Here is a 17,357-nt window from a genome sequence, read left to right as displayed (position 1 = left end):
GGGTTACCTTTTAAATGTCAAATTTAACGTACGATCCATTTTTCTTTTGATCTTCAACAAACCATGCAGGATTTCCAGACTCGTCCATACCAAGTCTTGCGCCTTCTACAGGCGGTGTGTTCAATGATTTTATAGAAGACTTATTTCCACTGGAGGTAGCGCTACCGTTCGTTTCCAATTTAAAGATGCCTACTTCAATAAGTTCATCGATACTCTCTAAGATGGTATCAATAATTTTTCTTATATCTTCTTGTGTATACGCTATGGTCATATAACATGGGAAACCATCCATAATATGAATTCCTTTTTCTCGTAATAATACGAATAGCAATTCGGAATAAGGAATATCCTCCATTATTTTAAGTCTCCATAAAGAAGCGTAATAATTGACTTGAATAGGTAGTTTTCGTTTAGTAAACTCCTTGTTCAATTCAATGGCCAATCCTTCGGTCATTTCAGAAAGTCCTTTTTGAAGCTCCGGACCTTTTTCTTTCATGAAATTTAAAGAAGCTTTGGTAGTGGCCAGTGCTAAGGGGTGACGTACAAATGTTCCAGCAAAATAGGTAACACCTACTTCTGGGAAAGAATCGTCTCCATATTGCCAGAACCCGCCATCAAGGGCATCCATATATTGTCTTTTTCCTAAAATTGCCCCGATAGAGATACCTCCACCAATAACTTTACCATAGGTTGCAATATCCGCTTTGATGCCAAAAAGTGCCTGTGCTCCTCCTGGATGTGTTCTAAAGCCTGTAATTATTTCATCAAAAATTAGAACGGTTTCCGATTCCGTGGTAACCTCTCTCACTTTTTTAAGAAATTCTATTGGTTGAAATTCCGGTCTTCTACTTTGTACGGGCTCTACTAAGACCGCAGCTATTTCATTTGCCCTTTCTTTAATGATTCTTAAACTTTCCTCTGTTCCATACTCCAATACCAATACATTTTGTACGGAATCTGACAAAATTCCTGCTGCAGCAGGAAAAGTTTTTAATTTTTTGGAACCTCGTACCAAGGCTTCGTCATTGATACCATGGTAAGAACCTGCGAAAGAGACAATTAGTGAACGTCCGGTAACTGTTCTTGCAATACGCACTGCACCCAGTACAGCTTCAGAACCTGTATTACAAAGGGCTGCACGATCATGGCCGGTAAATTCACATAACAATTTACATACTTCACCTGCAAGTGGGTGTTGTGGGCCTACTTCGAAACCAAGGTCTACTTGTTTGTGCAAAACTTCTTTTATGAAATCTGGTTGGTGACCAAATAGACCGGCACCAAAACCATTAAGGGCGTCAATGTACTCATTGCCGTCCAAATCCCACAAACGATTGCCCGATGATCTTTCGATAACAATAGGGTAAACCAATTCTTTGGTTGCCGGTTTAAATCCGGAAACTACCCTAGGGTCGGCCATATAAGAGCGATGTTTTTGCGAATAGGCCTTACTCGAAGCTGTTTTTTTGTTATAACGTTTTATAAGTTTTTCTAAAAATGCTTGGTGTTCGGGAGTAATCTCGGTGGGCTGTTTTTCAATCTTCGGAGAAGCTCCAAAAGGTTTTTTTAATTCTTTTTTCTCTTCTTCGGACAAAGAATCATTTGACGTTGTTGTACTAGAAGTCAAAGGAGCTTTAAAACTTCCATTATTTTGAACTGTATTGGGAGTAACAGGGGCAACTGGTTGATTTTGAACAGGGCTATTTTGCATTGTTCCGTTCCCTTGAAGTAAATCTAATTGCTTTCCTAATAATTGAAGTTGTTGGGCAATAAGGCTTACTGCAGTATTATCTGTATTGTTGATATAATGGTTCCCTGTTGTCACCGTAGATTGCGGAATGGACTGGGGAACAGGTGTCGGAGAAGTATTGTTTACTGCTTGCTGCACCGGGATGCTTATTGGTTGTGCAGGTTCAGGGGCAAAACTTTCCTCAGGTAAAACTTCATCAAGATAATTTGCCAAGAGCTCTGGTGTATTCAACTCATCACTAAGTTGCCTAAAAGTAATGGCCGTATCAAACTCTCTCTTGCAAGTAGTGGCCATTTGGGTTAGCACTAAAGAATCTAGGCCAAGTTCTAAAAAGTTATAAGTGGTATCCCCTGCTTCAAGTTCTATACCGGAAGTCTTTAAAATTATTTCTGAAATTTTTTGAAGGATATTCTCTTTTCTCATATTCGTAATACTTTGATTGATCTTAGTCTCTACAGGACTTTCTTGTTGAATAATGTTTTCTTCTATGGTTGAATTGTCGATAAATTGAGGCACTGAAGCTGGAGGGTCTATCCAACAAGGCTTACGGTCATATACGTAAGATGGTAACAGTACTTTTTGTCTAGATTGGTCTTTATAAAATTCTTTCCAATCCGGCTCTATACCCTTTAACCACAATTGGCCCAATGCCGTTAATAGCGCATGGTAGGAGTTTTCACCCTTTTTGGGTAAAGGCAAACTGGAAATGGCAGTTACGGTTTTCTCTCCTTTTTTCTGATGAGCCAATGTCGTAAGGGCACGACCTGGACCTATTTCCAAAAGTAGGGCATCATCCTCCATGTTTAAAATAGTATCCATTGCGTCTGAAAAACGCACGGTATCGCGTAGATGGTCTGTCCAATATTTTGGGTTTGTAGCATCCGTATCACTTAACCATGTACCTGTTACCGTTGAGATCATAGGTATATTCGGAGCTTTTAAAGAAACTTTTCTGACTTCTTTTTCAAAGACATCCAAAATAGGTTCCATCATGGTAGAATGAAAAGCATGGCTCGTAGCTAAAAGCATATTGGCAATGCCATCTGCCTTTAGTTGTTGTGCAAAATTTTCAATTTCCTTGTCCGGACCCGATATTACGCATAATTGATCTGAATTTACCGCGGCAATTGAAAGTGTCTCCGGTATAATCTTCGATAAATTGTCTACAGAGGTTCTAGCGGAAAGCATGCTTCCACCGGGAAGCTCGCTTACCAATTTGCCCCTTACCGTTATTAAACGTAATGCATCGGTCAAGGTAAATACTCCCGCTACGTGGGCGGCAACAAATTCACCTATACTGTGTCCGCATAAAAAGGTAGGTTTAATAGACCAGCTTAACCAAAGTTGTGATAGGGCATATTCGATAACGAACAATGCCGGCTGTGTGTACTTCGTATCTTTTAATCTTTCTTCTAATCTTTCTTCGGATTCTGTGTTATTTGTTTCCGGAAAAATTACGTTTCTTATATCTAGTTGAAACTCGTTCAGTAAAATGTCGGCACATGTATCTACAGCCTCTTTAAATACTGACTCATTTTCATAGAGTTCTTTTCCCATTTGCAGGTATTGTGATCCTTGGCCGGGAAATAGAAATCCTAGTTCGCTTGGAATCGTCCTTAAAGAGTTACTCTTTACGTCCTTACTATTTTCAGATAATAGTTTTTCGCTGGCCTCGGTTAATTGACCAGCTACTACAAAGCTTCTATTGTTAAAGATGTCTCTTGTAACATTGAGCGAATAGGCTATATCGGCTAGGGGAGTAGCTGCTTTGTCTATATGGTCGCCCAGTGCTTTTTGATAACCATCTAAGCTTTTTTGTGACTTGGCCGACCATGTAAGCAGTTGTACCGGTCTTCCTTCGTCGCTAGTTTTTGTTTTATTTTCATATTCTTCAACAACCACATGTACATTTGTGCCCCCGACACCGAAAGAACTGATGCCTGCCTTCCTTTTTCCTTCAACATCCCAATTTCTTAAAACATTATTTACAAAAAATGGATTATTTTCAAAATCTATCAGTGGGTTTGGTTTTGAGTACCCCAAAGAAGCAGGAATTTGTTTGTGGTACATTGCCAATATTGTCTTTATAAAACCGGCAACCCCAGCCGCTGAGGTAAGGTGTCCCATATTACTTTTTATAGAACCCACAGCACAGAAATTTTTCTTTTCTTGTTCACCAAAAGCCATTTCAAGACCTTCTATTTCAATAGGGTCTCCAACCGGAGTAGCGGTTCCGTGTGCCTCTACATAGCTTATTTCCGAAGGAGATATTTGAGCATCGTCCAAAGCATTGATAATGGCCTGTGATTGTCCTTCTGCACTTGGTGCGGTAAAGCTTCCTTTTTCTCCGCCATCGTTGCTTAGTCCTATTCCTTTTATAACTCCGTAAATGGTATCACCGTCCCTTTCGGCATCTTCCAAGGTTTTTAATAATACCACTCCGGCACCGTCGCTAAAAACCGTTCCTTTACCGTTTTCGTCAAATGGACAGCAATGGCCTGTCGGTGTTTTTATAGCTCCTTCTTGGTATAAATGTCCACTGTTCATTGGAGACGTTACACTGGCGGCACCGGCCAGGGCAACATCACATTGTCCTGTTCTTAAAGCTTCTGTAGCCTCTGCTATCGCAAGTAACGAAGTGGAGCAAGCTGAATGGACACTAATGGCAGGACCCTTTAAATTTAAGTGATATGCGGTTCTAGTAGCTATGTAATCTTTGTCGTTTACGGTAGTGGCTACAAACTCACCTACTTGATCTAATAGGTCATTGTTCGGTATAACATTGTTTATGTAATACGTATTGTAACCGCAACCGGCATATACGCCCACACTTCCGTCATAATGTCTGGGTAGGTAACCTGTCTGTTCTAAAACCTCCCAAGATATTTCCATAAACAAACGTTGTTGTGGATCCATGGCAAGGGCCAGCCTAGGATTAAGGCCAAAAAATTTAGAATCAAACTCTTTGGCAGAAGGCACAACTCCACGGGCAGGAACATATAAAGGGTCTTTGCGTATGGCCTCTGGTATATTTTTGTCTATTTCTTCGGCCGTAAAAAATGAAGTTGTTTCTCTTCCTTCTAAAAGTACATCCCACAGTTCTTGAACAGATTGGGCACCAGGAAACCTTCCTGCCATTCCAATAACCGCAATATCTTTATGGTTCTGAAGATTCTTTTCGGTTTTTCCTTTTTGTGATTTTTTAGTTGAATTCTTTTTCTTAGGAATTTCTAAATGGGCAGCGAGCTTTCGAATAGTAGGAAATTGATAAAGCTTGGTTATCGGAATAGAGGTGTTTAACTTCTTCTGTAAAATAACTATCGCTTTTTGTCCCAGTATTGATGTTCCTCCGATTTCAAAAAAGTTGTCATCTATACCAATAGAAGGTATTCTCAATACTTCTAACCATACCTCGGCTATTAATTTTTGATATTTTGTCGAAGGTTTGACGAAAGGAGCCAAATAATCCGGACGTTCATATTTTGGTTCTGGTAAGGCGTTTCTATCAATTTTTCCACTTGCGGTTTTCGAGAATTCATCTACCTGAACATAAAAGGAAGGAACCATGTAATCTGGCAGCATTTCCCTGATTTTTTTGTGAAAATCGGGCATGTCCTTTAGTTTCTTGTCCGACTTAATATAAGAGACCAATTGGGGTTCTCCTGTCATGGAAGTATTGACGACTACAATAGATTTTTGAATATGCGGAAGCTTATCTATAAAAGCTTCTATTTCTCCCAGTTCTATTCTGTGCCCCCTAACTTTTACTTGTTGGTCTATTCGACCTAAGCATTGTATTTCTCCATTTGGTAAAATTTTACCTAGATCTCCGGTTTTGTACAATACTTTACCTTTTTGCGGCTCAAAAGTGTTTTCAACAAACTTTTCTTGGGTAAGATCGGGTCTTTTCCAATAGCCTATAGCTGTTCCTGTACCTGCAATGGCAATTTCACCAATAGTTCCGGATGGTACTAGTTCCCCGTTTTTTCCAAGAATGTATATCGCTGTATTCGCTATTGATTTACCTACGGTAATTATCTCATCGTCCCTTTCTATTCTTTTTAATGAAGACCATATGGTGGTTTCCGTTGGGCCGTACATATTCCATACAGAAGCACATCTATCCAATAGTTCGTTCGCTAGTTTTTTTGAAATCGGTTCACCCCCAGTAAGTGCTTTTAAGTTTACACGTTGTTCCCATCCGGCATTTAGAATCAACTGCCATCTTGTAGGGGTGGCTTGCATAAATGTTATTTCTTCATTTATGATAATGTTCAACAGAACATGATTGTCCAATACCATGTCATTGTCTGCCATGACAATACAGGCACCTTTTACCAAAGGAGCATATATTTCAACACCGCACATGTCAAACGAGAAAATATTTATGGCTAGTATCCTATCTTCTTCTGCAATGCCCGGCTCATCTATCATACTGCACAGTACATTAACTAAATTTTTATGGGAAATAGGAACCCCTTTGGGTTGGCCTGTAGAACCGGAAGTATATATCATATATACCAACGTATCCATAGGAACCTCTATTTTTGGATTATCCTTAGAGAATTCTTCTATTTTTTCAATAGATTGATCTTTAAGTATTTTTTTATGGTCCGAAGAAAATATTTCAGATAATTCTGTCGTGGTTATCAAAAACTTGGCATCCGAATCAGATAACATAAACTCTAATCTATGGGAAGGATGCGCCGGATCTAAAGGCACATAGGTAGCACCACATTTCATTATTGCGATAAAGGTAATCAAGACGTCTCCAGAACGTGGTAGACAAACTCCTATTAAGTCACCGGGTTTTGTTCCTAACGACAATAAATAGTTTGCTAATTGATTGGATTTTTGGTCAAACTCCAGAAAAGTTATTTTTTTTCCATGAAACTCTATCGCCGTACGCTCAGGGTTCATTAAGGCCTGCTTGCTCACAAGGTGGTGTAAAGGAGCCTCTGGGTAGGAAACAAAAGTATCGTTAAGAGTTTTATATTGCTCTAATAATTTTTTTTGGGATGCGTCCATTTATTACTGTTATTGAGAATTTCTTCGGTTTATAAAGCTATTTCACAAATAGATCAAAACCATTATAATTGTTGAAGTTAATACGAGTGGCAATATAAGTTTAGTAATTTCCTATATAATCCTTAAATATTCGTTAATATGAAGATATTGGCCCATTTAAGTTGTTGTTTTTTGTTCATTGGTCATAGCATTATCAATTTCAATAATAAGGTAAGGTAGTGTGGCGTGTTATATTGTTGATATTTAACGTGTTAACAGTAGAAAGGGTTTGTTAAAAATTTTTCGCCCCGATAATACTTGTAATATCCGGGTGTTCGCCTTCAATTTTTTTTGATTGATGCCATATGCTAAATCCTGCATTTTGGAAAAGTTTGACATAATTATGGGAGAAAGCGCATTCATTACCATAGATTTGAGAATTTGGGTTTATACTAAAGTCATGGTCAAGTCCGTTAGGCTCCACGGCAAAAAAAGTCGTTTTTCCCAGACTGTTCAGTTTGTGAAAAAAATCTTGTAATCGTTGTTGCGTGAAATATTCCAATACACCTCTGAATGTTACAAAAATCATATTTGTTGAACCGTTTTCTTTCACCCACTCAAAACCGTCCGTAGCAACAAATTTCAATTTGGGGTTTTCTTTAAATTTCATTTTGTTCTTCTCAATTTGAATTTCACTTAAATCAATACCGACCATTCTATTTATTTGAGGAAACTTTTCACTTAAAAAGTTTAAAATACTACCATCTCCAGTTCCAATTTCTACGATGGCGGTGTACTTTTTAGGGTCTTTTAAAAGTTCTTTCTCAAGAATGTCAAATGTTGCTTTGTATTTGGGTAAATAATCATTTTTCATTCGATTCTCTGTCGAAGCAAAAAAATCATGTCCATGGTTTGCCCAATAATTACGATGAAATTTTTCTAAGGATTCTACATCTTCTTTCTTCTTGGCCGTATATAGAATAGCCCTTCTCATTAATTTTTCTTTCCAATTTAAGCGACTTGTATTTCTTAGGTTTGTAATTCCTTTTTCTATTAATTCTGTTGCTTTTTTAGGGTTTAGATATACAAGCCACCTGCCTAGTGTACGTGTTAATATGTAAACAATAAGGTCTCTTAATTTACGCTTCATAATCTATGGTTGTACAATTAAAACATATGAGTAACTATTATCTCTGTTTTAAGGGGCGAACTTTTAAGGTTTTATGTAAAGTTCATTTTAATGAATTTACTTTAGTGTTCTATAGGCTATATTCATTTAAAATTTCTCGTTAAAATTTAAAAGTCCGTATAAAAGCTATTAAAAGAGTTTGTATGTTATTGGGCCTATTTTAATATGATTTTTTTTCTATACCTCTCATTCGTATTGTTTCTTAGCTCCATTATGTAAATTCCCGGGGGTAGGCTACGATCCAGTTGAATGTAATGTTCAGATATTCCTTCATTATTCATGAATTTAGAGGAATGAACCAATTTTCCTTCCATACTATACACCGTAACGGCCACTTCTTTGTTTGTTAATGAACTTGTTAATTGAAGCGAGATATTTCTAGCTTCACCTACAGGGTTCGGTGCAATTATAAAGCTATCGTTCTCAGGGTAAACATTGTCGAATTCTAATTTAGAGTATAGACCAACGGCACTTGGTTCATTTTGGTCGCACCCCAATAGTTCGATTTCCGCGAGCTGTGTCATCTCCAGGTCGCCCCGGTTTTTTGTTATCTCGAGCCTGTACTGTGCGTATGTTCCTGGGTTGGCGACCTCGAATGTCCTTGACTGGTATCTCTGGTCGAACTGCTGTGCGCTCCAGCTGCCCAGTTCGGTGAACGCGCCTCCGTTGGATCCCATGAGCCTGAAGTCCTCGGGGTCCCTTCCTATCTCGTCGTTGGCACTGGTGATCACGATGGCCTCGACCCTTTTTGGCTGTTCCATTACGATCTGTATCCAACTGGGGTCGGCCGGTCCGGGTATTCCCCCGGCATCGAGCCATTTGCTGAAATCGCTCCTTTCCTTCCTGTTGTCGAATGCCTTGAACCTGTCCTCCTTGGGTATGAAGTCGTCCCTTGAGGTGATGTCGCCGCTTCCCACGGGGTCGGTCACGTCCACCAAGGTGCCGTTGCAGGTACCGTCGTCCACGACGGGTTCCCGTACGGTGACCGTTGCGGTATCTGTAAAGTTCCCGTCATCGGTGGTCACGGTAATGTTGGTGGTACCGGTGGCCTGAGCGGTAACGTTTCCGTTGGTGTCCACTTCCGCTATGGCGTTGTCCTGGCTTTCCCAGGTTATTTCGGTATTTGTGGCATTATCGGGCGACAGGGTGGCGGTCAGCTGAACGGTATCGCCGATTTCCATTTCCATTTCGGTAGGGGACAGGGCGACACCGGTCACCGCTATCTCCACGTTGGAGGAGGGCTCGCACCCCAATAGTTCGATCTCCGCGAGCTGTGTCATCTCCAGGTCGCCCCGGTTCTTTGTTATCTCGAGCCTGTACTGTGCGTATGTTCCTGGGTTGGCGACCTCGAATGTCCTTGATTGGTACCTCTGGTCGAACTGCTGTGCGCTCCAGCTGCCCAGTTCGGTGAACGCGCCTCCGTTGGATCCCATGAGCCTGAAGTCCTCGGGGTCCCTTCCTATCTCGTCGTTGGCACTGGTGATCACGATGGCCTCGACCCTTTTTGGCTGTTCCATTACGATCTGTATCCAACTGGGGTCGGCCGGTCCGGGTATTCCCCCGGCATCGAGCCATTTGCTGAAATCGCCCCTTTCCTTCCTGTTGTCGAATGCCTTGAACCTGTCCTCCTTGGGTATGAAGTCGTCCCTTGAGGTGATGTCGCCGCTTCCTACGGGATCGGTCACGTCCACCAAGGTGCCGTTGCAGGTACCGTCATCGTCTATATTGGTTCCATTTATGGCAACGGACAGTCCATGGTAACTACTATCACTTCTAGAGTCATCAACGGAAATATCTATGGTATACGGCTGGTTTCCATCTGCTTCAGAGTCGTCTGCACCGGTTATGGTAATTGTCTGGGGAACATCCCAATTAGAAGAAGAGAAAGTAATTTCCGATGGGGAAATTGTGTATTCATCGGTATTGTTACTACCAGCAACCAGTAAAACAACATCCTCTACGGGAGCAGCAGTTAAATTAATGTCAACATTGTCAGCGCTGCCATCTTCCGAAGTAGATATAGCCGTGGTTTGTAATGCTATGCCCGTATCTGGCACTGCGCCCATAGGAAGAAATTTCCAACGTATGGCATTGCCATCATTGTTTTGTAGTACGGCAACATTTCCATCGGGGTTTTCCCCTAGGTAATACCCAGAAAGTTTGCTGACGATATAAAAAGAATCGTTACCTGCATGCAATATTTGCCAGAGTTGTGCGTCCGTACTGTTACCTACATATTGCCAAACATTGGTGTCGGGGGCAGTGTTGCCCATTTCAACATCTATATATCTACCACTATGAAGTGCTCTAAATTGATAGAAACCGTCCCCTGCATCTTCGAGGGCAAAGTGTTCGTTGTCGAGTTCGTTATAAGCACCTGCGGCAATGTTGGCACGATCATTTTGTCCTGCATTCGATACTTGAAGGGTATTTCCCGTTGTGTGGTTTACGATTCTATAGTCACCGGTATTCGGGGGAGTGGAAGGTGATCCCATTTGATTGATCCAATCCTCTATTAATTGTACCGCTTCGCCATGCACTTTGTTTTTGGCAATTGGCGGCATCATAATTGTTGGATCGGCGCTATTTATTCTATGATATAGAATAGATTTGTCGGCATCTCCGGCATATAGAATTTTTTCACCACTAATACCGAGGGGGGTGTTGACCCCGGCCGTTAATAAATTTGTTTGTTGCAGGTCATTAAACAATCTAAGGTCAAATTGAGCTCTGTCGCCGGTGCTTCCCGGTCTGTGACAGTAAGCACAGTTTAGATCTAGATAAGACCTTGCCTTTTCATCTAAACTGGCATTGTTGTCATTAAGGGCCTTGTAGGTCTGGTATTGTTGTGTTTTGTTATCGTCAATTATTTCATCCAAGATTCCAAGATGGCTCAAGGTTACTAATTGATTAGAGGTTACCCCCGATTTTTCATAGGTGTAATCTGAATTTAAATATCGGGTTCTAGGTCCTAAAGTGCCCCCGGTTGCAGGGCTGTGACAGGCAATACAATCTTGGTTGGATGGGTAGGTCCATTTTTGAAATGCAGTACTTCCATTTGCTTTTTTTATAGGAATATCCTCTTCCAAACCGGTTTCTAGAAGATAGGCGTCCGTTTCTTGCTCGTTCCATTTATAGGTAGCAAAATAGAACGAACCATTACTCGCCTTGATCGAGAACCTGGTTTCTAGTTTTTTTGTCTTGTTTGGGTCGGTCTCATCAATGGGAAGCTCAAAGTGCTTAATCAATACGGTACCTACGGGAAAATTCCAATCTCCATTTTCTGAAAACGAAATTTTTTCTGCCGCCGTATTGTGAGTACCGTTATTAGGTATGGCCATCCATCGTTTTTTTTGTGCTCCGTCCGACCAAAAAGATTCTATAAGCTCGTAAGGAACCAGTCCTGTACTTGGCTCCATATTTTCAAGGTCTTCAAATGCCTCGGTGCTGGACAATGATGGAGGCATGGATCCCGAAAGGGAGCTTTCTTGCCCCAATTTATATAAGGTAACATTGTCTCCTTGACTTAAAAGGTATAATTCTCCATTATTATCTTCACCGAACGACATGATATTGGTGGGTGAAAATTGCGTTATTATTTCATAGTCGCCAGTATTTGTGTCCACTGCCCATATTTCTTCTCCGACACCATAATCGGCACAGATATATTTACCGTAATAGTCTGGCATGTTATCGCCCCTATAGACATAACCACCGATGAGGGCGTTGGCTTCTGATCTTGAAAAAGCCAATAAAGGGGCTTTATGTGGCATATTATCTAATAAATCTACACATTGTGTTCCCCTAAAGTAATTTCCTTCGTAAACCGGCCAGCCATAATTTTTGCCGACTTCCAATTTATTTATTTCCTCGTGTCTACTTTCTCCTATTTCACCGATATAAAAATCTCCTGTAACCCTATCTTTGGTCATTCTATGGGGATTTCTATGTCCGATCGTGTAATATTCCTCAAAATTACTTCCATCCGGACTCAAGAAGGGATTGTCATTCGGAATTCCATAACCGATGCCGGATATCTCGTCTGAAAAACGCCCGTCTTCTGTAAATGTTCTGGTAGGAGCATGGCTTTTTGATGGATCTTGGTCAACATCGATTCTCAATACTCCGCCATCTAAATTGGTCGTAATATTTTGTGGTTTTGCATAGGCAGATTGGTCTCCCGTGGCCAAGTACAGAAAGCCGTCGTTTCCGAAAACCAAGCCACCCCCTCTGTGGGTAGAACTGAACATTCTCATTTTAATCATTACCAAGTCATCGTTGGAGTCCGATATAAATGTGTTGGGATCAACGGTAATTCTTTTTAGTATTAAAAAATTACCCCAATAATCTTCTCGCTCGCAACCAAAACCAGAGATGAATGCATCTGGGTAATCACGCCCTTGGTTATCTTTGGTCGTGTAATATATATAGAAATAGTTTTTGTCGGCCTGTCCAAATTCCGGATGAACTGCCAGACCCAAGAAACCTCCGTCCCAAACTACGCCCACTTCATCCGACAAATTCCGCAAAAGGTTTTTCTGAGAAACATTGTTATCATTTTCGAACCAATATATTTCACCGTTCCTTTGGCCTACGACCAACTTGTTTGAACTAGGAAGACTTGTAAAGGTCAATGGAGAATCAAAAGAAATATTTGGAAAGGCAGGTTGATATTGCAAATCCGATGCGGAGGCATCAGGAAATTTTCCGTTCAAAAATGCGCCTACGGGTTCAGGGTTTGTTAGACCTGGCTCAACTACGAGCGGACCAAAACCAAAATAAAGGTAAACGCATGAAAGTAAGAAAATAATTCCCCAAGAGGTTTTTCTCATTTTAGTGTATTTTGAGATTAAAAGGGGAACGGTATGAAATTATGATAAAAAAAAGTTAAATACAATAATAATTATATCATTATGTCATTGAAAATTAGTCTTTTGTCCGATTTTGGAAAAAAGTAAACGTATTCTTATATCTGTGTAGTTTTTTAGTTACAAATGGACTGCCTAATTCTTATGGAAAGAATGTTAGGTCGTATCATTGTTTTGAGCTAAGTTTTTTTGTTTCAACTTTTTATTGTCATTTGAAGTGAAAAATATGAGTGAACAGGATTCTGAATCTGGCGTCTTTAGCGTATTTTTGTTGACTTTAAAACGAGGAACAAAGTTTAATTCAAGAATAATTTTTGTAGACAAAAAAAACAATTCTTTGAACTAATATGCGTTCTATTTCACAAAACATATAAACATGCAGTCTACACAGACTTTTACACTAAATAATTATTCGTTCGATAACAACCAGCATACGGCACTTTATAAAAAGGCTTTGAATGAAGTAGGTTGTGAAAGTGCATACTACTGTTATGAACTATTGAATAGTGGGCAAAACGAACAACAACGTTTGAACTTTTTTGTTTTTAGGTCTTCAAATGATCAAGTTATTGCCGTAATGCCATTTTTTCTTAGAAAAATAATCTTTGAGGATAAGGATACGGGTTTTAAAGATGTCAGTAGCCCATGGGGTTATAACGGACCTTTTTTTAAAGAGGGTATTTCAGAGGATCTGATTGTTGAGTTTTGGAAGTTTGTAGACGAGTGGTATAAGGAAAACAACGTAGTGTCGGAATTCTTACGGTTTAATTTCTTTGATAATTATAAGTATTATTCTGGGGAGGCGGTACATTCTTTATTAAATGTGAAAGGAGATATTACAGATTGGGAGCTTTTTTGGTCCAATCTAAAATCCAATACCAGAAACCAATTTCGTAAAGCCGAGAAGACCGGTTTAGAATTTAAGCTTTTTTATAAAGATATTACCGAGAAAGAGATAAAGGACTTTTATCAGGTATATATAGGTACTATGGATAGGAGGGATGCTATTGACTCTTTTTATCATCCATTGGAGTATTTTGTTGAATTTTGGAAGCATAATCAAGAAAAATGCGCTATCGGATTGGTCTATAAAGACGGCACTCCGATCTCTACAGAACTTTTCTTGATTTCGGAAGCTACTATGTATTCCTTTTTGGGAGGAACCGATTCCGATTATTTTAAATTGAGGCCTAATGAATTTTTAAAGATCAGTGCCGTTAAATGGGCCAATGAAGAAGGACTCAAATATTATCTGATCGGCGGTGGGCTGTCTAATGGCAAGGAAGACAAGCTATATCTGTACAAGAAGAAATACTTCCCTTTTGATGATGATATCGATTTTTATACCGGTAGAAAAATTGTGATGCCGGAACAATATTTGGAATGCTTAAAACTGTCTGGGGTAACCGTGGACGATGACCGTGCGGCCATAGAAAATGTAAGAGAGGGCTTTTTTCCCAAGTATAGGGAAAACAACAGGTAGTTTTAGTTTACAGGTTGTTAAAAAATATATGGCCTTGGCTACATGCTCACAAGTTCTTCGTATACCTTTAAGGTATTATCGATCATTTGTTTGTGTGTAAAATTGGCCAAAGCTTTTTCTTTTCCTTTTTTTGCCAAGGTTTCCCGTAAATTTTCGTCAGAAAGTACTTGTGCCAGTTTTTGTCCCAATTGTTGGGCATCTTCCATAGGGAAGATCATTCCGTTGACCCCATCGTCTATTTGATCATAAGCACCGTTAGAATTGGCACGTATGGTACAACAACCGCTCATCATGGCTTCTACCGCTACCAAACCAAAAGTATCTGAACGTGATGGCAACACAAAAACATCAAATAACTGATAAAAGGGCTTTGGGTCTTGAAAGGATAAGACGGTAACCATATCTTGCAATTGATTTTCTTGCAACATATTTTCTAACCATTGCTCTTTGTCCTTGTTAAGGTAATCGCCTACCAGTACAATATGAATCTTTTCTTTTAATGGACCGGGCAGGTATTTGCCTATGGCTTCCATTAGAATATCGGTGCCCTTCATTTCTGAAATTCTTCCAACAAACCCTATTATTAATTTATTGGTAGGAATCCCGTTTTTTATTTTTAGGGCTTTTAGGTCCTCTTGGGGTATTTCATTTGCAAATCTGTCGGAGATACCATGATAGACCATTCTAATACTTTCTGATGGCGACCCCATTACAGTTTCCGTAAATTCTTGAGACCCTTTACTTACGGCGATCAATAAATTAGGGTGTTTGTATCGGGCATTGGGCCGTATGGTATCTGCATGTACCGTAGACACATATTTTTTACGTAAGAGCCACGGAATAAAAGTCAGGTTCGGAGAATGGCAATGAATAACATCGGCCTTCAATTGTACCAGTAAAGAACTTATTTTAACAAGGCTTGCAATAGAACCAAATCCTTTTTTTAAGGCGTTGCCAGAAGGTTCTTTAAAATAATGGAGTTGAACACCAAGGGTATTGAACTCGGTTTTTAGTTTTTCAAAAAAGGTGTAGTCGTCAGAAGCAATGCTTTTAAAACCACTGGTGATAATATGTAATTCATGCCCTTTGTGCACCAAACCTCGTGTAAGGTCCAAAATGTTGGTAGCTAGGCCATCTTTGCCAAATCGCATTACAATAAATACAATTTTCATGGCTATTGTTTTTTAACGTGTTTAAACTGTTCCCAAGAACTACGTTCAACATCTAAAAACTCCATTTGAGGATTAGATTGAGGATCGACCTCGATATCATCCGAGGAAATCACTTTCTTTAGTGTCTCCCAAAAAATTTTGGCGTCCATGGCAAATGTTAGGTTGTCTACGTACTCTACATCTTTGGCAAACCTATCTTCCCATGTGATGAAATTTCTACCTGAAATTTGTGCCAGTCCCGTAATTCCCGGGCGTATAGAAAAACGTCTTCTTTCTTCTTCGGTATGGTACGGTAAATATCTGATTAACAGTGGTCTAGGGCCAATTAAGCTCATATCGCCCTTAAGCACGTTTATCAACTGAGGTAATTCATCGATAGATGTCTTACGTATAAAAATCCCCATGGGGGTCAAGCGTTCAGAATCGGGTAGCAAGTTTCCCGAGGCATCCTTTTTATTGGTCATGGTCTTCAGTTTTAGAACTGAAAATATTTTTTCATTTTTACCTGGGCGTCTTTGTGTAAAAAACGGATTTCCACGAAAGCTTATGGCTAAAACTATAATAGCAATCAATAGTATGGGGGAGAGAACAATGAGTCCTCCAAGAGCCATCATAAAATCCAATGGTCTCTTAAAATAATTCTTATAGATCATTAAGGTATGTGTTATTCGCTATACTGGTGAACGGCTAAGTTAATCGATTATTTTGTTAGTATGAAAACTTAAGGATAGGGACTCCGTTATTTAGACAGTACCGATTTTGTTCCCGAGTCGTCCTGCGAGTCCATAAAGAGTGTTTGTGGCTGCCATTTATTGATTATTTCTGCGAAATATGACAGGTCTTGTTCGTTATAACGATAATCTATATGCACATTCAATAGATACTTGTATTCTTGGGCTATTTGGTTTTGGGGCCAAAGTTCTGCCGGGTATATGTCGTTTGAAATTAGGTGTTGTTTAAAATCGTTCAACATTTCCCTATCCTTAAAAGCTACTAATAACCCGAACGGAACATTGTTTTTAGAAGAAACCACCTTGAACATATTAGAAGGCGTTAGTTTCGTTTCAATAAGTGCCAAATGTCTCTTTTTATAGGCGTTATAATCTTTAAAAAGGAAGTTACGAATTATTGCCTCGTGTTGTTTTTTAAGTGGATATATGGCCTGCGTGTTTCGCAGTAGCATTTCTCCTTCACCATAGGCCGACAAAAATTCCTCTTTTTGGTTTTGGTGTTCGCAAACCGCTTTTTTGGTCATGGCCTTATCTATATAATTCCACGCCATTACCATGGGGTTCTCTGCGTTAAGTTCTTTATTCTCCATTAAGGGCATAGGAATGGAACAGGAACTGGTTTTGGGCTTCCAGGCAATACCACCTAATGGCACGGGAATTGTTTTTCGTAGCGATGCAATGCAAAAATCGGCCTTACTTTCTATACACCCTTTAGACAACCAACCGTGTGAGTGATCTTCTATGATCGTTGGTCTTTTTCCTTCGGGTATGGTAAATTGTTTAATTCCCCAATAATTGTTTGCCAAAACAACATCTGAAGAAGAAAAGGAAGACCAAGCAATTTCTACATCCGCATCAAAAGGGTCTACATCATAATATTTTATGCTGTTGAATTCTTGTTCTAGCCATTTTTTTACAAAGGGACAGTAATAATTCGGCAACCAAATAGTTGCTATCTTCTTATGTCTCGCAATGCCATGAATAATATGTTTTATGGCATAACGCCCGGCATAGAAAAGTTGGTGTTCTCCTAAGAACGAGCTATCCGATTCTTTAGTAAACTGGATAGGATCTTCTTTATGGAAGATAGAGCCATAACCTATGATACTTTTTTGCATAATTCAAAGAAACCAAAAACAGGTGAAAGTAAATTCAGA

General features: G+C 39.7%; 7 protein-coding genes. 1 reads left to right on the top strand and 6 read right to left on the bottom strand.

Annotated features, from left to right (window positions below; translation table 11 throughout):
• Nucleotides 1-10: 10 nt before the first annotated feature.
• From J8L85_RS14465 to J8L85_RS14455, 3 genes are all read right to left on the bottom strand, one after another.
• A complete protein-coding gene (locus tag J8L85_RS14465) occupies nt 11-6,778 on the bottom strand; it encodes a polyketide synthase (RefSeq protein WP_211018444.1) in 6,768 nt (2,255 codons plus the stop codon).
• 271 nt (nt 6,779-7,049) lie between these two features.
• Nucleotides 7,050-7,907 (bottom strand): class I SAM-dependent methyltransferase, encoded by an 858-nt coding sequence (locus J8L85_RS14460; RefSeq protein WP_211018442.1) that lies wholly within the window; start codon nt 7,905-7,907, stop codon nt 7,050-7,052.
• Between the two features lie 194 nt (nt 7,908-8,101).
• Nucleotides 8,102-12,778 carry a PQQ-dependent sugar dehydrogenase gene (locus tag J8L85_RS14455; RefSeq protein ID WP_211018441.1) on the bottom strand — a complete coding sequence of 1,559 codons (4,677 nt, stop codon included), beginning with the start codon at nt 12,776-12,778 and terminating at the stop codon, nt 8,102-8,104.
• Nucleotides 12,779-13,190: 412 nt separating this feature from the next.
• On the opposite strand from J8L85_RS14455, the gene J8L85_RS14450 reads away from it, so the two are divergent.
• The gene (locus J8L85_RS14450; protein ID WP_211018439.1) at nt 13,191-14,297 is read left to right on the top strand and encodes a GNAT family N-acetyltransferase; all 1,107 of its coding nucleotides are present in this window, start codon (nt 13,191-13,193) and stop codon (nt 14,295-14,297) included.
• A gap of 38 nt (nt 14,298-14,335) precedes the next feature.
• Here J8L85_RS14450 and J8L85_RS14445 read toward each other — a convergent pair whose 3' ends face one another.
• The 3 genes from J8L85_RS14445 to J8L85_RS14435 all read right to left on the bottom strand — a co-directional run bounded on the left by J8L85_RS14445 (nt 14,336) and on the right by J8L85_RS14435 (nt 17,318).
• Nucleotides 14,336-15,469 (bottom strand): glycosyltransferase family 4 protein, encoded by a 1,134-nt coding sequence (locus J8L85_RS14445; RefSeq protein ID WP_211018437.1) that lies wholly within the window; start codon nt 15,467-15,469, stop codon nt 14,336-14,338.
• Nucleotides 15,470-15,471: 2 nt separating this feature from the next.
• Nucleotides 15,472-16,119, bottom strand: coding sequence for a sugar transferase (locus tag J8L85_RS14440; RefSeq protein ID WP_348771767.1), 648 nt, complete (start codon nt 16,117-16,119; stop codon nt 15,472-15,474).
• A gap of 89 nt (nt 16,120-16,208) precedes the next feature.
• A complete protein-coding gene (locus tag J8L85_RS14435) occupies nt 16,209-17,318 on the bottom strand; it encodes a hypothetical protein (RefSeq protein WP_211018433.1) in 1,110 nt (369 codons plus the stop codon).
• Nucleotides 17,319-17,357: the final 39 nt, after the last annotated feature.

This window comes from Maribacter sp. MMG018 (assembly GCF_018100785.1).
Taxonomy (GTDB): Bacteria; Bacteroidota; Bacteroidia; order Flavobacteriales; family Flavobacteriaceae; genus Maribacter.
This window is presented reverse-complemented; position numbering and strand designations above follow the sequence as displayed.

What these genes read in the sequence shown, in the direction of transcription:
- J8L85_RS14465 (WP_211018444.1), bottom strand. Translation starts at nt 6,778, where the DNA reads ATGGACGCATCCCAAAAAAAATTATTAGAGCAATATAAAACTCTTAAC.
- J8L85_RS14460 (WP_211018442.1), bottom strand. Translation starts at nt 7,907, where the DNA reads ATGAAGCGTAAATTAAGAGACCTTATTGTTTACATATTAACACGTACA.
- J8L85_RS14455 (WP_211018441.1), bottom strand. Translation starts at nt 12,778, where the DNA reads ATGAGAAAAACCTCTTGGGGAATTATTTTCTTACTTTCATGCGTTTAC.
- J8L85_RS14450 (WP_211018439.1), top strand. Translation starts at nt 13,191, where the DNA reads ATGCAGTCTACACAGACTTTTACACTAAATAATTATTCGTTCGATAAC.
- J8L85_RS14445 (WP_211018437.1), bottom strand. Translation starts at nt 15,469, where the DNA reads ATGAAAATTGTATTTATTGTAATGCGATTTGGCAAAGATGGCCTAGCT.
- J8L85_RS14435 (WP_211018433.1), bottom strand. Translation starts at nt 17,318, where the DNA reads ATGCAAAAAAGTATCATAGGTTATGGCTCTATCTTCCATAAAGAAGAT.